The following is a 21,302-nucleotide window of genomic DNA, read 5'->3' as shown; positions in this document are numbered from 1 at the left end:
GGCATGAACGGCGTCGAGCGCCACGACAGACCGATCGACGTGGCGTTCGTGGGCGGCGGCCTGGCCAATGGTCTTGCCGCATACCGGCTGGTGCGTGCGCGGCCGGAGCTGTCGATCCGCGTTTTCGAGGCCGGCGAGGAAGTCGGCGGCAACCACACATGGTCGTTTCACGCCGGCGACCTCAGCGCCGCCGAACACGACTGGCTGGCGCCCTTCGTCCGCTATCGCTGGGATGCCTATGACGTGCGCTTTCCCCAGCGCCGACGCCGGATCGAAACGGGCTATCGCAGCGTGTCCTCGGAACAGTTCCGGGCGGTGATCGACGCAGAACTCGGCGACCGGATCGAGACGCAGGCCCCAGTGCGGGCGGTCACGCCGACGACGCTCAGCCTGGAGGACGGGCGCGAGATCGCCGCTGCTTGCGTCATCGACGGCCGCGGCCATGCGCCGAGCCCGCATCTGACCCTCGGCTTCCAGAAATTCCTCGGCCAGGAGATCGAACTTGCAGCGCCGCACGGTCTGTCGCGGCCGATCATCATGGACGCGACGGTGGCGCAGGAGGACGGCTATCGTTTCGTCTACGTCCTGCCGCTGACCGCGACGACGCTGCTCGTCGAGGACACCTATTACGCCGACGGGCCGGCCCTGTCCGAGGACCGGTTGCGCGCGACCATCGCGGATTACCTCGCAACCCATGGCTGGACGGCGAAAGCGGTGCTGCGCGAGGAACGCGGCGTCCTGCCGATCGCGCTCGACGGCGACATCGACGCCTTCTGGGCCGACAGAAAGGGCGTTCCGGCGACGGGACTTGCGGCGGCGCTGTTTCACCCGACCACCGGCTATTCGCTACCCGACGCGGTGCGCCTTGCCGACCGGCTCGCGGGCCTCACCGACCTGTCGGCCGGCGCGGTCTTTGCCGCGACGCGGGCGCATTCGGTGGCGGCGTGGCGGGGGCGGGGCTTCTTTCGCCTGCTCAACCGGCTCCTGTTCTTCGCCGGTGTCCCGTCGAGGCGCTACGAGATCCTGCAGCATTTCCACCGGCTGCCCGACACGCTGATCGGCCGCTTCTACGCGGCGCAGCTGTCACGGCTGGACATGGTCCGCATCATGACGGGGCGGTCGCCCGTGCCCGTCGGCAACGCATTGAAGGTGCTGGCACGGCACCGCCTCACAGGGGAACTGGCATGAGCGCTACGATGAACGGCGCGGGAGCGGGCGAGCGCACGGCCATCGTCATCGGCTCCGGCTTCGGCGGGCTGGCGCTGGCCATTCGCCTGCAGGCGTCCGGCATCCAGACGACGCTTCTGGAGAAGCGCGACAAGCCGGGCGGCCGCGCCTATGTCTACGAGGATCAGGGCTTCGTCTTCGATGCCGGTCCGACGGTGATCACCGATCCCTCGGCGCTGGAAGAGCTGTTCACGGCCGCCGGCCGGAAGATGGCGGACTATGTCGAGCTCCTGCCGGTAAAGCCCTTCTACCGCCTCTGCTGGGAAGACGGCTACAGCTTCGACTATGCCAACGACCAAGACGAGCTGGATCGCCAGATCCATGCGAAGAACCCGGCCGACATCGAGGGCTATCGCAAATTCCTGGCCTATTCGCGGGAGGTGTTCCGCGAGGGCTACGAGAAGCTCGGCACGGTGCCGTTCCTCAATTTCCGCGACATGGTCAAGGCCGGGCCGCAGCTGGCGAAGCTGCAGGCCTGGCGCAGCGTCTATTCCAAGGTTTCGCAATATATCGAGGACGAGCAGCTTCGGCAGGCCTTCTCCTTCCATTCGCTGCTGGTCGGCGGCAATCCCTTCGCCACCTCCTCGATCTACGCGCTCATCCATGCGCTGGAGCGCGAATGGGGCGTCTGGTTCCCGCGCGGCGGCACCGGCGCGCTGGTTCGCGGCCTCGTCAGGCTGTTCGAGGATATGGGCGGCCGGGTCGAACTGTCGGCCGAAGCGGCGCAGATCGAGGTGGAGGGCGACAGGGCGAAGGCCGTGGTGCTGAAGGACGGTCGCCGCTTCGAGGCCGACCGCATCGCCTCCAATGCCGACGTGGTCCATACCTACGGCACGCTGATGGCGGGCACCCGGCGCGGCGAGAAGGAGGCCAAGCGCCTCAAGGCGCGGCGCTTCTCCATGTCGCTCTTCGTGATCTATTTCGGCCTCAAGCGTCACCGGCCGGAGCTGCAGCATCACACGGTCTGCTTCGGGCCGCGCTACCGGCCGCTGATCGACGAGATCTTCAAGGGCGGTGAACTGCCCGGCGATTTCTCGCTCTATCTGCACAGCCCCTGCGCCACCGATCCCTCGCTGGCCCCGGAGGGCGCGGGCAGCTATTATGTCCTCGCCCCGGTTCCGCATCTCGGCAATACCGACATCGACTGGGAGATCGAGGGGCCGAAATACCGGGACCGCATCCTCGACTATCTCGAAGAACGCTACATTCCCGATCTCAGGGCCGACCTCGTGACCAGCCGCATCTTCACGCCATTCGATTTCCGCGACGAGCTGAACGCCCATGTCGGCTCGGCCTTCTCGCTCGATCCGGTGCTGACCCAGAGCGCCTGGTTCCGGCCGCACAATCGCGATGCCGACATTCCCAATCTCTATTTCGTCGGCGCGGGCACCCATCCGGGCGCCGGCGTGCCGGGTGTCGTCGGGTCCGCCAAGGCGACGGCCGGGCTGATGATCGCCGATTCGAGAGCCTGAGATGCTCGCCTCCCAACCCATCGCCGTGCCGCTGGACCCGGCGGCGCGGGCCGATCTGGCGGCCATGGCCGAGGATACGATCGCCAAGGGCTCCAGGAGCTTCGCGGCAGCGGCCAGACTGTTCGATGCCGAGACCCGGCGCAGCGCCATGATGCTCTATGCCTGGTGCCGGCATTGCGACGACACCATCGACGACCAGGTGCTGGGCTTTGCCCGGCGGCCGCTCGGCACGCTCGGCTCGGGCGCGGAACGGCTGGCGCTGCTGGAAGCGGAGACGCTGGCGGCCCTGCGCGGCGAGCCGACCTCGCATCCCAGCTTTCGCGCCGTCGCCGATGTCGTGGCCCGGCACGGCCTGCCGCAGGAGCTGCTGCTGCAGCATCTCGAAGGCTACCGGATGGATGTCGAGGAGCGGCATTACGCGACCGTCACCGACACGCTGACCTATTGCTACCATGTCGCCGGCGTCGTCGGCGTGATGATGAGCATGGTGATGGGGGCGAAGGACGAGACCACCCTCGACCGCGCCAGCGATCTCGGCATCGCCTTTCAGCTCACCAACATCGCCCGCGACATCGTCGAGGATGCGAGGGCCGGCCGGGTCTATCTGCCGACCGAATGGCTGGCCGACGCCGATCTGAAACCCGGCGATCTCGCCGATCCGCGCCAGCGTCCCGTGGTCTCGCTGGTCGCCAACCGGCTGATCGATCTCGCCGAGCCCTATTACGCCTCGGCCTTCCACGGCCTGCGGGAACTGCCGCCGCGCTCGGCCTGGGCGGTCGCGACGGCGCACGGCGTCTATCGCGAGATCGGCATGCAGGTGAAGGGGCTGGGCGCCAATGCCTGGGACGCGCGCGTCTCTACCGGGCGGCGGCAGAAGCTCGGCCATGTCGCCCGCGGCGCAGCCAAGGCGGCACTGGCGCGGCGCGGCGGACCGGCCGGTCGCTCCGAGGCGTTGTGGACCCGGCCCCGGCTGACGGGCCCCGCGCGCTAGGCCGGCTCAGGCCACCGGGCAGCCCGGCGGTATCGGCACAGGCTTCGGATGCAAACGAGATCGGGGCGTGCGTAGTCGGCTGTCTGCGCTGACCCGGTGAACCGGATCGTCAGCGTGCGCCGGCTTCGGGTTCGCGAAATCGCGTCTCGTCGCACGCCGTGTCGGCGACGGTTCTGCCGGGCAGGGCGACGATCGCGTCGGTGAGGCGATGCAGCCGGCTCGACGCGCCGAACACCAGGGTCAGCTCGCCATGGGCAGCTTCCACATGCCGTTCGATCCGATGCTCCACCGAGGCACGGCCCAGCATCGAGACGATGGTCGACTTGCCGGCGTCCTTGTTGACGTCCTTGCCGATGGTGGCGGCGCTCGGGCCGCCATCGAGCAGGTCGTCGAGGAGCTGGAAGGCGTGACCGAGCTCGGTGGCAAAGCCGCGCAGATGCGCGCGGGTCGTCTCGCCGGCACCTGCCGCGATCGCGCCGATCTCGACGGCGGCCAGGAACAGCGCGCCGGTCTTGCGGCCGTTGGTCGCCGCGATCTCGTGGAGCGGTCGTTCGGCGCGGCCGCCGCGCAGGTCGGCGAACTGGCCACCGACGAGGCCTTCGACGCCGACGGCGCGGGTCAGCACCGTCACCGCCTCGAGCCGCGCGGCCGGCGACAGGCCCTCTACCCTGGCGAGCATCTCGTAGGCGCCGGACAGGATGGCGATCGCCGACAGGACGGCGACATCCTCGCCGTGGGTGACATGGGCCGCCGGTCTGCCGCGGCGCATCGTGGCGTCGTCCATGCAGGGCAGATCGTCGAGAATCAGCGAGGAGGCATGCACCATCTCCACGGCGCAGCCGGCATCGACCGCCACGCCCTCGTCGCCGCCGAGATCGCCTGCCGTCAGCGCCGCCATCATCGGCCGCAGGCGCTTGCCGGGTGCCAGGACGCTTTCGCGGATCGCCAGGTCGAGCCCGGTCTGGCCGGGCAGGGCGCGGGGCACCAGCACCGCCAGCCGCGCGTCGATCCTGGCGATCAGGGCGGCAGCCTCGGTCCTGAAGCCGTCGGTTTCATTGCACGTCATGCCGGGAGGGTCGCCTTCGGTTCTGGCATTTTGTCACGGGTCATTCGCTACACGTGACGTTGCAACTGATGCTAACACGATCATTGGCAAACGCGACGACCGGGGAGCGTCCGGTTTCGCAATCTGCGACGATAGGACATAGGGTTACGTGAGCGTCTCAGGAGACACACCGGCCGCCGGCGACATCGCCGCGCGCAAGAGCGATCATCTCGACATCGTGCTGCATCCCTCGCTGGCGGCGCGGCGGGCCGACAGCGGCCTGTCGCAGATCGTCTTCGAACATGTCGCGCTGCCGGAGATCTCGCTGGCCGAGATCGACCTGTCGACGCAGTTTCTCGGCCGCCGGCTCGCAGCGCCGCTGCTGATCTCGTCGATGACCGGCGGGCCCGAACGGGCGGCGCGCATCAACCGCAATCTCGCCGAGGCGGCACAGGCACTCGGCATCGCCCTTGCGGTCGGCTCGCAGCGCATCGCCATCGAGGGCCGCGCCTCGGGCGGGCTCGACCGGCAGTTGCGCGATGCGGCGCCGGACGTGCCGATCCTCGCCAATGTCGGCGCGGCGCAACTGGTGCTCGGCTACGGCCTGGCGGAGGTGCGGCGGGCTGTGGACATGATCGATGCCGACGCGCTGATCGTGCATCTGAACCCGCTGCAGGAAGCGGTGCAGTCGGGCGGCGACACGAACTGGCGCGGCGTCCTTGCGGCCATCGGCGAGCTGGCGCGCACGCTGCCGGTGCCGATCGTGGTCAAGGAAGTCGGGGCCGGCATTTCGGCGACGGTCGCCCGGCGGCTGGTCGATGCGGGCGTCCACGCCATAGACGTTGCCGGCGCCGGCGGCACGAGCTGGGCCGCCGTCGAGGCCGAGCGTTCGCCGGACCCCGCGCAGCGCGCCACCGCGCTGGCCTTCTCCGACTGGGGCATCTCGACTGCAAGGGCGATCATCGACGTGCGGGCCGCCTGTCCCGAGACCATCGTCATCGGCTCGGGCGGCATCCGCGACGGGCTCGACGCCGCCAAGGCGATCCGCCTCGGCGCCGATCTCGCCGGCCAGGCCGCCGCCTCGCTCGGCAGCGCAGACGCCTCGCCGGAAGCCGCCGTGGCGCATTTCCGGCAGGTGATCGCGCAGTTGCGGATCGCCTGCTTCTGCACCGGATCGGCCGATCTGGCCGCCCTGCGGCGCGCCGTGCTGCTGTCGCCCGCCGGGCCGGGATCGTTCTGACTGGTCGGTCTTACGCGGGGGAGGACGCTTCTGCGGTCTCGCCTGCGGCCTGCGGTGAAGCTGCATCGCCGGCGTCGGCCGGATAGAGCCGGTCGAGCAGCGGCAGGTAGCTGGCGCCGCGCTGCATCAGAAAATTCTTGAAGGCGATGTCGGCGGGCGCGGGAATGCGCTCCTTGCGGCTGACGGCGAACCATTGCCGGCGGATCGGCATGTGCGACACGTCCAAAATCGCCAGCCGTCCGGTTTCCACCTCGAAGGCGATGGTGTGGGCCGAGATGAAGGCGATGCCGAGCCCGGCCATCACCGCCTGCTTGATGGTCTCGTTGGAGCCCATCTCGGCCGTGCGCGTCTCCAGGGCGTCGGGATGGTCGCCGAAGAAGATTGCCAGCGCCGCGCGCGTGCCCGAGCCGGGCTCGCGGATGATGATGGTCTCCTCGAGCAGGCGCTCGCGGGTGATCTCGCGGGCTGCGGCCAGCGGATGGTCGGGCGGCGCGATCATCACCAGCGGATGATCGCCGAACACCGTCGCCTCGGCCGGAAACTCCACCGGCGGGCGCCCCATCAGGGCGATGTCCAGCCGGTAGGCGCGCAATTGCTCGATGATCTCCAGCCGGTTGCCGACGATCAGCCGGATCTCGATGTCGGGATAGTCGCGCCGGAAGGCGGCGATCAGCCGGGGCGCGAAATATTTCGCGGTGGAGACCACGCCGAGCCGGATGGTGCCCGACCTCACGCCCTTGATCGCCTGGATCTCGTCGGCGAGCGCGCGCAGGGTCGTCTCGATGGCGTTGGCCGAGCCCAGAACCGCGGCGCCGGCGGCGGTGAGGCGCATGCCGTCATTCGTGCGGTCGAACAGCGCCAGGCCGAAATCGTCCTCCAGCTGCTTCACCTGCAGGGTGACGGCCGGCGGGGTCAGACCCAACTGGCGCGCAGCTGCGGCGATGGTACGGTGCTCGTTGATCGCCTGGATCGATCGCAACTGGCGCAGTGTCAGGGTTCGCATGGCCTCTTCTAAAAGAACTTACTGATGCCGTAAAGAGAATGAATTTTACTTATGCGCTCGCAGAATCCACCATCCACCCATAGACGAGTGGACGGAGCCGAAGCGCTCGACGCCACTCAGGAGGAATGCATGTCATCGTCTCTCGACGCACATCTGGGATCCGAATGCGGGTCCGACCCGATCGGCCGGCAGGTCGCCGATACCATTCGCCAGCTGTGCGCCGCCTCGATCAAGCTTCGCAACACGATCATCGCGGGGGGCGTCGAAGCCCGGTCCGGCGGCGGCGACACCAATGCCGGCGGCGACGTGCAGAAGCCCCTCGACATCGTCGCGGACCAGATGTTCCTCGATGCCGCCAAGGCCTCGGCGATCGCCGTCTACGGCTCGGAGGAGCAGGACGCCGCGGTGGTGATCGACCCGGCTGCGCCGCTGGCCCTGGCCATCGACCCGCTGGACGGCTCGTCCAACATCGACACCAATGTCTCGATCGGCACGATCTTCTCGCTCTTGCCGGTGGGCGAGGAGCATCGCTCCGATCCGACCAGCGCGCTGCTGCAGCCGGGCAACCGGCAGCTTGCCGCCGGCTTCTTCATCTACGGGCCGCAGCTCCTGCTGGTGCTGTCGGTCGGCAAGGGAACGCGGGTGTTCCTGTTCTCGCCGAGCTTCGGCGGCTTCGTCGAGCATATCGGCTCGGTGGCGATCCCCGAGGAGACCAGCGAGTTCGCCACCAATGCCGCGAACTACCGCCACTGGGACCCGCAGATCCGCAGCTATATCGACGATTGCCTGGCCGGCGAGGAAGGCCCGCGCGAGCGCAATTTCAACATGCGCTGGATCGCCTCGATGGTGGCCGACTGCTACCGCATCTTCGTGCGCGGCGGCATCTTCCTGTATCTGGGCGACGGTCGGAAGGGCTACACCGAGGGGCGCCTGCGCCTCGTCTACGAGGCCAATCCGGTCGCCTTCTGCGTCGAGCAGGCCGGCGGCGCCGCCACCGACGGGTCGTCGCGCATTCTCGACATCGTGCCGCGTGACCTGCATGCCCGCACGCCGCTGGTCTTCGGCTCGAAGCACGAGGTCGACCGCGTCGCCCGCTACGTGGCCGATCCGTCGGCACTGACCGATCGCTCGCCGCTGTTCGGCAAACGCAGCCTGTTCAGGACCTAGGCAGGAGGAATGGCCCGGCGCGAGGGAGCGTGTCGGGCCGGGGGGGAGGACATCGCATGTCGACCAAGCATCCGATCATCGCGATCACCGGTTCGTCCGGAGCAGGCACGACGTCGGTCAAGAACATCTTCGACCAGATCTTCCGCCGCGAACACGTCAAGGCGGCCTATATCGAGGGGGACGCGTTCCATCGCTACGACCGCCAGGCGATGAAGGAGAAGATGGCCGAGGAGGAGCGGAACGGAAACCGCAACTTCTCCCATTTCAGCCCCGAGGCGAACATTCTCGACAGGCTGCAGGAGGTGTTCTCGGAGTTCGGTCGCAAGGGGCGTGGCCAGACCCGGCACTACATCCACGATGAGGCGGAAGCGAAGATCTACGGCAGCGCGCCGGGCACCTTCTCGCAGTGGAGTTCGCTTGGCGAGGAGTCCGACCTACTTTTCTACGAGGGCCTGCATGGCTGCGTGAAGACCGATACAGTCGATCTCGCGCCGCTGGCCGATCTGAAGATCGGCGTGGTGCCCGTCATCAATCTGGAGTGGATCCAGAAGATCCACCGGGACAAGGCCAGCCGGGGCTATTCGACGGATGCGGTGATGGACGTCATCCTGCGTCGGATGCCCGACTATGTGAAATATATCTGCCCGCAATTCGCGCGGACCGATATCAACTTTCAACGGGTGCCCATCGTCGATACATCCGATCCGTTCATCGCTCGCTGGATTCCGACGGCCGACGAGTCGATGATCGTCATTCGCTTCGCCAACCCGCGCGGGATAGACTTTCCGTATCTGCTCTCGATGATCCACGGCAGTTTCATGTCCCGTGCCAACTCCATCGTCGCGCCTGGCAACAAGCTCGACATCGCCATGCAACTGATCCTGACGCCGCTGATCCTGCAGCTGATGGAAAGACGCCGACGGGCCTCCTGAGGCCTTCGACGAAAGGAATGCAAACCATGTCTTCGACCGCGAAACCATCGCCCGAAACCACCGACCGCAATCCTCGCGACATGGCCAACGCCATCCGCGCCCTCGCCATGGACGCCGTGCAGCGGGCGAAGTCCGGTCATCCCGGCATGCCGATGGGCATGGCCGACGTCGCCACCGTCCTGTTCCAGAAGTTCATCAACATCGACCCGTCGCGCCCCGACTGGCCGGATCGCGACCGCTTCGTCCTGTCGGCCGGCCACGGCTCGATGCTGCTCTACGCGCTGCACCATCTGGTCGGCTATGCCGACATGGACATCGAGCAGCTGAAGAATTTCCGCCAGCTCGGCAGTCGCACGGCCGGCCATCCCGAATACGGCCACGCGCTGGGCATCGAGACGACCACCGGGCCGCTCGGCCAGGGCCTGTCCACCGCCGTCGGCATGGCGCTCGCCGAGCGCATGATGCATTCCCGCTTCGGCGGTGATCTCGTCGACCACTACACCTACACCATCGTCGGCGACGGCTGCCTGATGGAGGGCATCAGCCACGAGGCCATCGACCTGGCCGGCACGCTGAAGCTGTCCAAGCTCGTGGTCCTGTGGGACGACAACGGCATCTCCATCGACGGCAAGGTCGACATCGCCACCGCCACCGACCAGATCGCCCGCTTCAAGGCGGCCGGCTGGAACACCTGGGCCGTCGACGGCCACGACGCGGACGCCGTCGAGGCGGCGATCGCCGAGGCGCGCAAGAGCGACAAGCCGGCCTTCATCGCCTGCAAGACCATCATCGGCTACGGCGCGCCCAATCGCGGCGGCACCGCCAAGGCCCATGGCGAGGCGCTGGGCGACGAGGAGATCGCGCTGGCCCGCGAGCAACTGGTCTGGAAGTCCGAGCCGTTCGAGCTGCCCGAGGCGGTCGTCAAGGGCTGGCGCGAGGTCGGCACACGCGGCCGCGAGGCGCGCGAGACCTGGGAGAAGCGGCTGGCGTCGAGCGCCGATCGCGAGCGCTTCCAGTCCGCCGTCGCCACGACCCTGCCGTCGGGTCTTGCCGGCGAGCTCGCCTCCTTCCGGCAGGCCCTGTCGGCCGATGCACCGAAGGTCGCCACCCGCAAGGCGTCCGAGATGGCGCTGGAGGTCATCAACCGCGTCACCGACATGACCATCGGCGGTTCGGCCGATCTGACCGGCTCCAACAACACCCTGACCAAGGGCATGCAGTCGATCACCCCGGACGACTTCTCCGGCCGCTACATCCATTACGGCGTGCGCGAGCACGGCATGGCCGCGGCGATGAACGGCCTCGCCCTGCATGGCGGCTTCGTGCCCTATGGCGGCACGTTCCTGGTCTTCGCCGACTATGCCCGCGGGGCGATCCGCCTGTCGGCGCTGATGGGGCTGCGCGTCGTCTACGTGCTGACCCACGATTCCATCGGGCTTGGCGAGGACGGTCCGACCCATCAGCCGATCGAGCATCTGGCGATGCTGCGGGCGACGCCGAACCTCCTGGTGTTCCGGCCGGCCGACGCGATCGAGACCGCCGAGTGCTGGGAGATCGCGCTGACCGAGCGCCATCGTCCGTCGGTGCTCGCGCTGACCCGCCAGGGCCTGCCGACGGTGCGCGCCGGCGATGTCGGCGAGAACCGCTCGGCCCGCGGCGGCTACGTCCTGAAGGAGGCCGACGGCCCGCGCGACGTGACCATCATGGCCACCGGTTCGGAAGTCGAGATCGCGCTCGCCGCAGCCAAGACGCTGGCCGAATCCGGCAAGCAGGCGGCGGTGCTGTCGATGCCCTGCCTCGATCTCTTCGAGGAGCAGGACGAGGCCTACCGCAAGTCGGTCCTCGGCACGGCGCCGCGCATCGCCATCGAGGCGGCCGCCCGGCTCGGCTGGGATCGCTGGATCGGCGAGAATGGCCGCTTCATCGGCATGACCGGCTTCGGCGCCTCGGCACCCGCGCCGCAGCTCTACGAGAAGTTCGGCATCACGCCGCAGGCCGTCGTCGACGCGGCGCTGGAGATCGCGTGATGGCACCGGATCGGTTCAGGAGGGACATCTAGACATGGCAAAGATCACACTTCGCCAGCTTCTCGATCACGCCGCCGAGAACGGTTACGGCGTGCCTGCCTTCAACATCAACAACATGGAGCAGGGTCTCGCGATCATGGAGGCGGCGGCGAAAAGCGACGCCCCCGTCATCATGCAGGCGTCGCGCGGCGCCCGCTCCTACGCCAAGGACATCATGCTGGAAAAGATGATGGAGGCCCTGGTGGAGATGTTCCCCCAGATCCCGGTCTGCATCCATCAGGACCATGGCAATGACGAGCAGACCTGCCTGACGGCGATCCGCCACGGCTTCACCTCGGTGATGATGGATGGTTCGCTCGAGGCCGACATGAAGACGCCGGCCTCCTACGAGTACAACGTCGCCATCACCGAGCGGGTGACGCGCATGGCGCACTGGGTCGGCGCCTCGGTCGAGGGCGAGCTCGGCGTCCTCGGTTCGCTGGAAAGCGGCGAGGGCGAGAAGGAGGACGGCCACGGCTTCGAGGGCAAGCTGTCGGAAGACCAGCTGCTCACCGATCCGGACCAGGCGGTGGACTTCGTGCGGCAGACCCATGTGGACGCCCTGGCCATCGCTATGGGTACCTCGCATGGCGCCTACAAGTTCACCCGCAAGCCGGATGGCGACATCCTCGCGATGAACATCATCGAGGAAATCCACGCCAAGCTGCCGAACACCCATCTCGTCATGCACGGCTCCTCCTCGGTGCCGGAAGAGCTGCAGGCCATCATCAACCAGTATGGCGGCCGCATGCGCGAGACCTACGGCGTGCCGGTGGACGAGATCGTGCGCGGCATCAAGCATGGCGTGCGCAAGGTCAATATCGACACCGACTGCCGGATGGCGATGACCGGGCAGTTCCGCAAGGTGGCCATGGAGAAGCCGGAGGAGTTCGATCCGCGCAAGTTCATGATCCCCGCCATGGACGCGCTGAAGACCCTCTGCCTCGACCGTTACGAGCGCTTCGGCTGTGCCGGCCAGGCCTCGAAGATCCGCGTATTGTCGCTCGACGCGATGGCCGCCCGCTATGCCGGCGGCGAACTCGACCCGCGCATCGAAGCGCACGCCGCCGCCGCCTGAGGCGACAACTCTCCCGGCCGGTAACCTAACCGGCCGGGCCCTGCGGCACCGAAACTGACAGACTTGCCTGAATGGACGGCGCGAAACCCCTTTCGTGCCGAAGGGAGACGCTTGTCCGAAATTCGCCGGAAACGGCGCTGCGGACGCAACCGGGATCAACGAAGGAGGACCGTCATGGATCAGGGCTCGCAGACCATCAAGGGCAAGGACCGCTACAAGTCCGGTGTCATGGAATACCGCAAGATGGGCTATTGGGAGCCCGACTATGAACCCAAGGAAACGGACGTCATCGCCTGTTTCCGGATCACGCCCCAGGACGGCGTCGATCCGATCGAGGCGGCGGCGGCGGTGGCCGGCGAATCTTCCACCGCGACCTGGACCGTCGTGTGGACCGACCGGCTGACGGCAGCCGAGAAGTACCGGGCCAAGGCCTACCGCGTCGACCAGGTGCCGAACACCGACGACCAGTATTTCGCCTATATCGCCTACGATCTCGACCTGTTCGAGAACGGCTCGATCGCCAATCTGACAGCCTCGATCATCGGCAATGTCTTCGGCTTCAAGCCGCTGAAGGGCCTGCGGCTGGAGGACATGCGCCTGCCGACCGCCTATGTGAAGACTTTCCAGGGGCCGGCGACCGGCATCGTCGTCGAGCGCGAACGCCTGGACAAGTTCGGCCGGCCGCTGCTCGGCGCCACGGTGAAGCCCAAGCTCGGCCTGTCGGGCCGCAATTACGGCCGCGTCGTCTACGAGGCGCTGAAGGGCGGGCTCGACTTCACCAAGGACGACGAGAACATCAACTCGCAGCCCTTCATGGATTGGCGCGAGCGGTTTCTCTACTGCATGGAAGCGGTGAACAAGGCCCAGGCCGCCACCGGCGAAATCAAGGGCACCTATCTCAACGTCACCGCCGCCACCATGGAGGACATGTACGAGCGCGCCGAGTTCGCCAGGGACCTCGGCTCCAACATCATCATGATCGACCTCGTCATCGGCTGGACCGCCATGCAGTCCATGGCCAAATGGGCGCGGCGCAACAACATGATCCTGCATCTGCACCGGGCGGGCCACTCGACCTATACCCGCCAGAAGACCCACGGCGTGTCGTTCCGCGTGATCGCCAAATGGGCGCGGCTGGCCGGTGTCGACCACATCCATGCCGGCACGGTCGTCGGCAAGCTGGAGGGCGATCCGGCGACGACCAAGGGCTATTACGACATCTGCCGGGACGAGTTCACCCACCAGAAGCTCGAGAACGGCATCTTCTTCGACCAGCCCTGGGCCTCGCTCAACAAGATGATGCCGGTGGCCTCGGGCGGCATCCATGCCGGCCAGATGCACCAGCTCCTCGATCTTCTCGGCGAGGACACCGTGCTGCAGTTCGGCGGCGGCACGATCGGCCATCCCATGGGCATCGCCGCCGGCGCGACCGCCAACCGGGTGGCGCTGGAATGCATGGTTCTCGCCCGTAACGAGGGCCGGGACCTCGTCAATGAGGGACCGGAGATCCTGCAGGAGGCGGCGAGGAGCTGCACGCCGCTGCAGCAGGCGCTCGAGACGTGGAAGGACGTGACCTTCAACTACACCTCGACCGATTCCCCCGACTACGCGGTGACGGCAACGGCCTCGGCCTGATCCATCCCGCGTCAGGACGGGGCGAGCCTCCCAACGCCCCGTCCTCCCCATCGATCGAACCCGGCCGGCGCGGCTTGCGAAGCCTGGCGCCGCAACCCGAAGAGGATATCGACCATGCGCATCACCCAAGGGGCCTTCTCTTTCCTGCCCGACCTCACCGACACGCAGATCACTGCGCAGATCCAGTACTGCCTCGACAATGGTTGGGCGGTGAATCTGGAGCACACCGACGACCCGCATCCGCGCAATACCTACTGGGACATGTGGGGCCACCCGATGTTCGACATCGCCGATGCGGCCGGCGTGATGATGGAATTCACCGAGTGCCGCAAGGTCCATGGCGACCGCTACATCCGCATGTCGGCCTTCGATTCCACTGCGGGCTGGGAGTCGGTGAAGCTGTCCTTCATCGTCAACCGGCCGGCCAACGAGCCGGGATTCCGGCTTCGCCGCTCGGAAATGGAAGGCCGCACCATCCGCTACACGACGGAATCCTACGCTGCCGACAGGCCGGAAGGCGCCCGCTACGCCGAGTAGCCGTCGGTTGAGCAGCGCTCCCTCTTCCTGGCGGGAGAGGGAGGATGCGGGCAGAGCAGCAGACGGGGAGGGCGGCTTCGCCCGCCCTTCCAGCCTGTGACCGCTGCATGATGGATCGAGGAGCAGGACGATGGATGCAGAATCCGAGACCCAGGACGCGCCGGGCGAGGACACGCCGACGGCCATCGATCTTCGGCAGGAATATCGCGATGCCGGCGTCGCGGATGTTCTCGACGAGCTCGACCGCGAACTGATCGGTCTGGCGCCGGTCAAGAAGCGCATTCGCGAGACGGCGGCGCTGCTGCTCGTCGAGCGGGCCCGCAAGCGGCTGGGACTGGCCCACGACACGCCGACGCTGCACATGAGCTTCACCGGCAATCCCGGCACCGGCAAGACCACGGTGGCGATGAAGATGGCGAACCTCCTCCACCGCCTCGGCTATATCCGCAAGGGGCATCTGGTGTCGGTGACCCGCGACGATCTGGTCGGCCAGTATATCGGCCATACGGCTCCCAAGACCCGCGACATCCTGAAGAAGGCGATGGGCGGCGTCCTGTTCATCGACGAGGCCTATTATCTCTACCGGCCGGAGAACGAGCGCGACTACGGCCAGGAGGCGATCGAGATCCTGCTGCAGGTGATGGAGAACCAGCGCGACGACCTCGTGGTGATCCTCGCCGGCTATGCCGACCGGATGGACACCTTCTTCGCGAGCAATCCCGGCTTCCGGTCGCGCATCGCCCACCACATCGACTTTCCGGACTATTCCGACGACGAATTGCTGGAGATCTCGGTCGGCATGCTGGAACGCCAGAACTACCATCTGACCGGGGACGCCAAGGCCGTTCTCGCCCGCTATATTGCGCGGCGCCGGACGCAGCCGCATTTCGCCAATGCCCGCTCGATCCGCAACGCCCTCGACCGGGCGCGGCTGCGCCAGGCGAACCGATTGTTCGAACTGGATGGCGGGCCCTTGAACGCGGAGGCGCTTTCGCGCATCGAAGCAGCCGACATCGCCGCCAGCCGCGTCTTCGCCGGCGCGGACCCGGAACCGGCCTCGGCGCCGGGCTGACAGAACAGGCAGGAGACTGAAATGGCCAAGCCCGTCATCATCGCCCCCTCGATCCTTTCGGCGGATTTCGCGCGCCTCGGCGAAGAGGTGGCAGCCGTCGACCAGGCCGGGGCGGACTGGATCCATCTCGACGTGATGGACGGGCATTTCGTGCCGAACATCACTTTCGGCCCGCCGGTCATCAAGGCGGTGCGCGGCGCTTCGCCGAAGATCTTCGACTGCCATCTGATGATCGAGCCGTGCGATCCGTATCTGGAAGCCTTCGCCGAAGCCGGCTGCGACTACATCACCGTCCATGCCGAGGCGACGAAGCATCTCGACCGGTCGCTCCAGGCGATCCGCAATCTCGGCAAGAAGGCCGGCGTCTCGCTCAACCCGTCGACCCCCGAGGACGTCATCGCCTATGTGCTCGACCGGCTCGACCTGGTGCTCTTGATGACCGTCAATCCGGGCTTCGGCGGCCAGGCCTTCATTCCTTCAGTCGTGGAGAAGGTGCGGCGGGTGAAGGCGATGATCGGCGATCGCGACATCCATATCGAGATCGACGGCGGCGTGACGCCCGAGACCGCCCCGCTGGTGGTCGAGGCCGGCGCGAACGTGCTGGTCGCCGGATCGGCGGTGTTCAAGGGCGGCACGCCCGAGCACTACCGCGCCAATATCGCGGCGATCCGCGCGGCGGGGAGCGGAGTCGTCGCCGCCTGAGCGGACGGCGAGCGGGGCGAGTTGCTTCGACTGCCAGCGTCGTTAGCCGGACAGTGATTTCGGCGGTATTAGCAAGGGAACCGACAGGAATATTCTCTCGTTCCGTCCTTGGCTATACCCGGGATGGAGAGTTGATGATGCCTGTTCAGAAGCTGAGAAACGGAACCGGGCGGACGCGGCACCTCGACAACCTCGTCGATGTGACGGAAATCCTGCAGGTCGATATCGCCAGGCGAGAGATCACGGTGCGCGATGCCGAAGGCCCGCGGATCGTTCCGGTGCGCGAAAGCTTCTTCATGCGCTCGATCCCGCGACCGGGCGACGTCCTGATCGCCTATGCCGACGGTCACCTGTCCCATGCGCGGACCTGGCCGAAGCCGATCGCCAATTCGAACCTGGTGCCGCCGGTGCAGCAGACCGAGCGGGTCGCCCGGGTCTGATACCCGGACCATCGCAGCGCTTCCCGCCATAAGCAGGAAGCGCCGACTTCTCTTCTCAGACCAGCTGGCCCGGATAGTTCGGGCTCTCTCGGGTGATGGTCACGTCATGGGCGTGGCTCTCGCGCAGCCCCGCATTGGAGATGCGCACGAAGCGCGCATCGCGCCGGAAATCCTCCAGCGTCGCCGCCCCGACATAGCCCATCGCCGCGCGCAGGCCGCCGGTCAGCTGATGCAGCACGGCCGCAACCTGCCCCTTGTAGGCGACCTGTCCCTCGATGCCCTCGGGCACCAGCTTCAGCGTGTCGCGCACTTCCGCCTGGAAGTAGCGATCGGCCGAGCCGCGCGCCATGGCACCGACCGAGCCCATGCCGCGATAGGCTTTGTAGGAACGGCCCTGGTGCAGGTAGATCTCGCCGGGGCTCTCGTCGGTGCCGGCCAGCAGCGAGCCGATCATCGCGGCCGACGCACCCGCGGCCAGCGCCTTGGCCAGATCGCCCGAGAACTTGATGCCGCCATCGGCGATGACCGGGATGCCGGCCTTGTTGGCTTCCTCGGCGGCGCCCATGATGGCCGACAACTGCGGCATGCCGACGCCGGCGACGATGCGGGTGGTGCAGATCGAGCCGGGGCCGATACCGACCTTGACGCCGTCGGCGCCTGCGTCGATCAGCGCCTTGGTGCCGTCCGGGGTCGCCACGTTGCCGGCGAGGATCTGGACCTCGTTGGACATGCGCTTCACCCGCGCGACGGCGTCCAGCACCTTCTGGGAATGGCCATGCGCGGTATCGATGACCAGGAGGTCGATGCCGGCGTCGATCAGCCGCTCGGCGCGCTCGAAGCCGTCGTCGCCGACGCTGGTGGCGGCGGCCGCGAGCAGCCGGCCATGGACGTCCTTCGAGGCGCTCGGATTGAGCTGCGACTTCTCGATGTCCTTGACGGTGATCAGCCCGATGCAATGGTGCTGGTCATCGACGACCAGCAGCTTCTCGATGCGGTGATGGTGCAGGAGCCGCTTGGCCTCGTCCTGATCGACATTGTCGCGGACCGTGATCAGCTTTTCCTTGGTCATCAGCTCGTGGATCGGCTGGCGATCGTCGGAGGCGAAGCGCACGTCGCGATTGGTCAGGATGCCGACCAGCCTGCCGCGGTTCTGGCCGCCCGAACCGCCGTTCTCGACGACCGGAATGCCGGAGATGTTGTGCTGGGTCATCAGCGCGCGGGCGTCGCCCAGCGTCGCGTCCGGGCCGATGGTGACCGGATTGACCACCATGCCGCTTTCGAACTTCTTGACCTGGCGGACCTCCTCGGCCTGCTCGACCGGGGTGAGATTGCGGTGGATGACGCCGATGCCGCCGGCCTGCGCCATCGCAATGGCCAGCCGCGCCTCGGTGACCGTGTCCATCGCCGCAGACAGGATCGGGATGTTGAGCTTCAGCGTGCGGGTGATTGCCGTGCGCACGTCGACCTGGCCCGGCATGACTTCCGAATGTCCCGGCTGCAGCAGGACGTCGTCGAAAGTCAGTGCTGTGCCGCCGGTTGCGGTGTCGATGATGCGGGCCATGCCAGTCCTCTTGAACGATGCGTCCGCCGGCAGGAGCGCGAGTCGGCGGGAGAAGGATTGGCAAGGGCTGCTAGCACGCCATCATGACATTGGAAAGCGGGGCTGACATTCGGCGCTTCCGACCGCTTGACGCAATGTGCCGGCTCTGGGAGATGGTCGTAAGGACAGCTTAGGAACGGTATCTTCCAGACATGACGATCAGACAATTGCGCGCATTGGGGCTGGCGGCCCTGATGATTCTGGCGCTCGGCGCCGAAGCACATGCCGCCAGTTGCAAGTCTTATCGGAGCTGCCGCGAGGCCGTCATCGCATGGTGCGCGGGCCAGCATCGGGGCGCTGATCGCGACAAGGACGGCATCCCTTGCGAGAATGTCTGCCGGTCACGTGCCGATGTCGTGGCGATCATGGCCGAGATCGGCTGTTCGCGCTGATTCTAAGCATCAAGGACCGGGGCGGAGCCGATGGCTCCGCCCTGGTCTGGAAACGTCGGATGGCCGATCAGGCGTCTGCGTCGACATCCAGCTGGTAGGTTTCCGGAATGAACCGGTAGCCGCCGCCGTCCAGCTTTTCGGCATAGCCGATGGCCGGGAAGGGCATGTGGTAGCCGATGAACGGAATGCGCTCCTCGGCGATCCGGTCGAAGACGCGCTTGCGGGTCGCGGCCGCAGCGTCCTTGTCCTGGTCGAACCTGACCTCCCAGTCCGGCTTCTGCAGCGAAGCGACGAAATGGTTGGCGGTGTCGGCGGTCAGCCACAGGCGGCGGTCGCCCGAGGCGATCTCGAAGATCAGGTGGCCGGGGGTGTGGCCGAAGGCCTCCATGGCGGTGATCCCGGACACGACCTCGTCACCCTCGGCGACGAAGGTCATCTTGTCCTTCAGCGGCACGACCATCTGTTCGACCAGCTTGGCGCCACCGGCGCGGTCGCCGTTTTTGGCCTCGTCCGACGTCCACCAGTCGAACTCGGCCTGGCCGGCGACATAGCGGGCATTGCGGAAGGTCGGCTCGCCTCCGGTCATCAGGCCCTGGATATGGTCGCCGTGGAAATGCGTGAGGACCACGATGGTCACGTCGTCCGGCCCGTAGCCGGCTTCCGCCATCCGCTCGACCAGCTTGCCGAAGCCGTTCTCCTTGCCGGATTCGCCAAAGCCGGTGTCGAACAGGACGAGATTGTCGTCGAGTTCGACGAGCACCGGCGTGAAGCCGTTCACGAACTGGGTCTCGGGCAGGTAGTTCGCCCGCATCAGCTCGGCCATCGCCTCCTGGCTCTGGTCGGCGCCGAAGGTGGGGTAGGGGCCTTCGCCCGGCCGCAGCCCGTCGAGGATCGTGGTGATGCGGGCATCGCCGAGTTCGATCCGGTGCCAGCCCGGCGACGGCATGCGCGCCCGTTCGCTGGCCGCCGCGGCGGCCGTCGACTGGTCCTGCGCATGGGCGGCGCGGCCCTGCATGATGCCGGTCATGGCCGCGCCGCCGGCGGCCGCGAGTTGCAGGGCGGTGCGGCGGCTGAAGAGAGATCGTGCATCGGTGGGCTTGCTCATGGAAACCTCGTATCGTCGAAGATCGGAATGAGAATGGGTGCAGGAACGTCAACTGGCCCGTCGAAGACGGCCGGCAACCATTCGCACGGCTTGTTGAAGAGGCGCCGGGCGAACGGGCTGCCATTTCGCCCGCTTCGGCCTATGTCTTCTCGGCGTCCCTAAGCCCGCCTTATCCATACCCCGAGGACCGCAGTTGAACCGCATCGTTCCGGTCGTGCTCGCCGTCGCGCTGTTCATGGAGAACATGGACTCGACGGTCATCGCGACCTCGCTTCCGGCGATCGCCGCAGACATCGGCACGAGCCCGATCGCGCTCAAGCTCGCCCTGACCAGCTATTACGTGTCGCTGGCGGTGTTCATCCCGATCTCCGGGCGGATCGCCGATCACTGGGGGCCGAAACTCGTCTTCCGGCTGGCGATCGCGGTGTTCGTCGTGGGATCGCTCGCTTGCGCCATGGCCGATTCGCTCGGCGCCTTCGTCGTCGCCCGTTTCCTGCAGGGCATGGGCGGGGCGATGATGACGCCGGTCGGGCGGCTGCTGCTGGTGCGGGCCGTGCCGAAATCCGACCTTGTCGGCGCCATGGCCTGGTTCACCATCCCCGCGCTGATGGGACCGCTGATCGGCCCGCCGGTGGGCGGCGCCATCGCCACCTATGCCGACTGGCGCTGGATCTTCCTGATCAATCTGCCGATCGGCGTCGTCGGCATCTGGCTGGCCGGACGGTTCCTGCCCAAGGTCGACCGGGTGGCGGGCGTGCATTTCGATTGGCCGGGGTTTCTCCTGTCCGGCTTTGCCTGCGCCGGCATCGTCTTCGGCCTGTCGGTGGTGTCGCTGCCGGCGCTGCCGCCGGCCTTCGGCGTCGCCATGGCGCTCGCCGGCGCGGTCGCGGCGGGCCTGTTCGTACGCCATGCGCGCCGCATCGACCAGCCGGTGCTGCGGCTGTCGCTCTTGCGGATCACCACGCTGCGCGCGGCCGTCACCGGCGGGGCGCTGTTCCGCATCGGTTCGGGCGCGGTTCCCTTCCTCCTGCCGCTGATGCTGCAGCTCGGCTTCGGCTATACGCCGCTGGAATCGGGGCTGGTCACCTGCGTCGCCATCGGCGGCGCCATGGCCATGAAGCTCCTGGCCAAGCCGATCCTGCAGCGCTTCGGCTTCCGCACCACGCTGGTCGTGACGACCATCGTCGGCGGCGCGCTGACGGCGGCCCTCGGGCTCTACCGGCCCGACATATCGCTGGCCGTGCTGATCCCGTTGCTGCTCGTCGGCGGGTTCTTCCGTTCGCTGTTCTTCACCTCGATCAACGCGCTGGCCTTCGCCGACGTGCCACGCGAATCGACGGGCGACGCCACCGCGATGATGGGCGCGCTGCAGCAGGTGGCGATCGCCACGGGGGTCGCGGTGGCCGGTGCGGTGCTGGAAATCGGCATGGTGATGTCCGGCCGCGAAATGGCTGCGCCGGTGGATTTCTCCGCCGCCTTCCTCGTGGTCGGGCTGATCACGGTATCGGCGGCCTTCGCCTTCATCCCCATGGGCCGCGAGGCCGGCAGCGAGGTATCCGGTCGCCGCGTTCCCGCCGAGTAGGGCGGCGCGGCTCCCG

At 67.2% G+C, this 21,302-nt stretch carries 19 protein-coding genes; 15 read left to right on the top strand and 4 right to left on the bottom strand.

Annotated elements, in window-relative coordinates; translation table 11 throughout:
- Window positions 1-3: 3 nt before the first annotated feature.
- From crtY to H9Q09_RS17700, 3 genes are read left to right on the top strand one after another with little or no spacing between them, the layout of a single operon-like run.
- Window positions 4-1,188, top strand: a complete 1,185-nt coding sequence (crtY, locus tag H9Q09_RS17710) for a lycopene beta-cyclase CrtY (protein WP_187392126.1) — start codon at window positions 4-6, stop codon at window positions 1,186-1,188.
- Complete coding sequence (locus H9Q09_RS17705; RefSeq protein WP_210315415.1) at window positions 1,185-2,699, top strand: phytoene desaturase; 1,515 nt, start codon at window positions 1,185-1,187, stop codon at window positions 2,697-2,699. Before crtY ends, H9Q09_RS17705 begins: the two co-directional genes overlap by 4 nt.
- Before the next feature lies 1 nt (window position 2,700).
- Window positions 2,701-3,690: a phytoene/squalene synthase family protein gene (locus H9Q09_RS17700; RefSeq protein ID WP_187392125.1), complete on the top strand. Its 990-nt coding sequence runs from the start codon at window positions 2,701-2,703 to the stop codon at window positions 3,688-3,690.
- A 109-nt stretch (window positions 3,691-3,799) separates the two neighbouring features.
- Here H9Q09_RS17700 and H9Q09_RS17695 read toward each other — a convergent pair whose 3' ends face one another.
- Entirely contained in the window at window positions 3,800-4,756 is a 957-nt protein-coding gene (locus H9Q09_RS17695) for a polyprenyl synthetase family protein (protein WP_187392124.1), read from the bottom strand.
- A 148-nt stretch (window positions 4,757-4,904) separates the two neighbouring features.
- On the opposite strand from H9Q09_RS17695, the gene fni reads away from it, so the two are divergent.
- The gene (fni, locus tag H9Q09_RS17690) at window positions 4,905-5,975 is read left to right on the top strand and encodes a type 2 isopentenyl-diphosphate Delta-isomerase (RefSeq protein ID WP_187392123.1); all 1,071 of its coding nucleotides are present in this window, start codon (window positions 4,905-4,907) and stop codon (window positions 5,973-5,975) included.
- A 10-nt stretch (window positions 5,976-5,985) separates the two neighbouring features.
- On the opposite strand, the gene H9Q09_RS17685 is transcribed toward fni, so the two are convergent.
- Window positions 5,986-6,978 (bottom strand): LysR family transcriptional regulator, encoded by a 993-nt coding sequence (locus tag H9Q09_RS17685; protein ID WP_187392122.1) that lies wholly within the window; start codon window positions 6,976-6,978, stop codon window positions 5,986-5,988.
- A gap of 129 nt (window positions 6,979-7,107) precedes the next feature.
- Between H9Q09_RS17685 and H9Q09_RS17680 the strand changes: the two genes are divergently transcribed.
- The 9 genes from H9Q09_RS17680 to H9Q09_RS17640 all read left to right on the top strand — a co-directional run bounded on the left by H9Q09_RS17680 (window position 7,108) and on the right by H9Q09_RS17640 (window position 16,607).
- Window positions 7,108-8,145 (top strand): class 1 fructose-bisphosphatase, encoded by a 1,038-nt coding sequence (locus H9Q09_RS17680; protein WP_187392121.1) that lies wholly within the window; start codon window positions 7,108-7,110, stop codon window positions 8,143-8,145.
- A gap of 56 nt (window positions 8,146-8,201) precedes the next feature.
- Window positions 8,202-9,077, top strand: a complete 876-nt coding sequence (locus tag H9Q09_RS17675) for a phosphoribulokinase (RefSeq protein ID WP_187392120.1) — start codon at window positions 8,202-8,204, stop codon at window positions 9,075-9,077.
- Between the two features lie 26 nt (window positions 9,078-9,103).
- The gene (gene tkt / locus H9Q09_RS17670) at window positions 9,104-11,104 is read left to right on the top strand and encodes a transketolase (RefSeq protein ID WP_187392119.1); all 2,001 of its coding nucleotides are present in this window, start codon (window positions 9,104-9,106) and stop codon (window positions 11,102-11,104) included.
- Window positions 11,105-11,138: 34 nt separating this feature from the next.
- A complete protein-coding gene (fba, locus tag H9Q09_RS17665; protein WP_024349211.1) occupies window positions 11,139-12,221 on the top strand; it encodes a class II fructose-bisphosphate aldolase in 1,083 nt (360 codons plus the stop codon).
- A gap of 174 nt (window positions 12,222-12,395) precedes the next feature.
- The gene (locus H9Q09_RS17660) at window positions 12,396-13,856 is read left to right on the top strand and encodes a form I ribulose bisphosphate carboxylase large subunit (protein WP_187392118.1); all 1,461 of its coding nucleotides are present in this window, start codon (window positions 12,396-12,398) and stop codon (window positions 13,854-13,856) included.
- Window positions 13,857-13,970: 114 nt separating this feature from the next.
- Window positions 13,971-14,393, top strand: a complete 423-nt coding sequence (locus tag H9Q09_RS17655) for a ribulose bisphosphate carboxylase small subunit (RefSeq protein ID WP_024349209.1) — start codon at window positions 13,971-13,973, stop codon at window positions 14,391-14,393.
- A gap of 130 nt (window positions 14,394-14,523) precedes the next feature.
- Entirely contained in the window at window positions 14,524-15,465 is a 942-nt protein-coding gene (gene cbbX, locus H9Q09_RS17650) for a CbbX protein (protein ID WP_029702687.1), read from the top strand.
- Between the two features lie 21 nt (window positions 15,466-15,486).
- On the top strand, window positions 15,487-16,167 hold the full coding sequence (gene rpe / locus H9Q09_RS17645; RefSeq protein WP_187392117.1) for a ribulose-phosphate 3-epimerase: 681 nt from the start codon (window positions 15,487-15,489) through the stop codon (window positions 16,165-16,167).
- A 134-nt stretch (window positions 16,168-16,301) separates the two neighbouring features.
- Window positions 16,302-16,607: a hypothetical protein gene (locus tag H9Q09_RS17640; RefSeq protein WP_187392116.1), complete on the top strand. Its 306-nt coding sequence runs from the start codon at window positions 16,302-16,304 to the stop codon at window positions 16,605-16,607.
- A gap of 55 nt (window positions 16,608-16,662) precedes the next feature.
- On the opposite strand, the gene guaB is transcribed toward H9Q09_RS17640, so the two are convergent.
- Window positions 16,663-18,168 (bottom strand): IMP dehydrogenase, encoded by a 1,506-nt coding sequence (gene guaB, locus H9Q09_RS17635; RefSeq protein ID WP_187392115.1) that lies wholly within the window; start codon window positions 18,166-18,168, stop codon window positions 16,663-16,665.
- A 191-nt stretch (window positions 18,169-18,359) separates the two neighbouring features.
- On the opposite strand from guaB, the gene H9Q09_RS17630 reads away from it, so the two are divergent.
- A complete protein-coding gene (locus tag H9Q09_RS17630; RefSeq protein ID WP_246716217.1) occupies window positions 18,360-18,599 on the top strand; it encodes an excalibur calcium-binding domain-containing protein in 240 nt (79 codons plus the stop codon).
- Window positions 18,600-18,666: 67 nt separating this feature from the next.
- Here H9Q09_RS17630 and H9Q09_RS17625 read toward each other — a convergent pair whose 3' ends face one another.
- On the bottom strand, window positions 18,667-19,704 hold the full coding sequence (locus tag H9Q09_RS17625) for an MBL fold metallo-hydrolase (RefSeq protein ID WP_187392114.1): 1,038 nt from the start codon (window positions 19,702-19,704) through the stop codon (window positions 18,667-18,669).
- A 193-nt stretch (window positions 19,705-19,897) separates the two neighbouring features.
- On the opposite strand from H9Q09_RS17625, the gene H9Q09_RS17620 reads away from it, so the two are divergent.
- Window positions 19,898-21,286: an MFS transporter gene (locus tag H9Q09_RS17620; protein WP_187392113.1), complete on the top strand. Its 1,389-nt coding sequence runs from the start codon at window positions 19,898-19,900 to the stop codon at window positions 21,284-21,286.
- The last annotated feature ends 16 nt before the right edge of the window (window positions 21,287-21,302 follow it).

Origin of the sequence: Aurantimonas sp. DM33-3 (assembly GCF_014334315.1) — a bacterium.
GTDB lineage: Bacteria > Pseudomonadota > Alphaproteobacteria > Rhizobiales > Rhizobiaceae > Aurantimonas > Aurantimonas coralicida.
The sequence above is the reverse complement of the archived record's forward strand: the minus strand, read 5'-3'. Positions and strand labels throughout refer to the sequence as shown.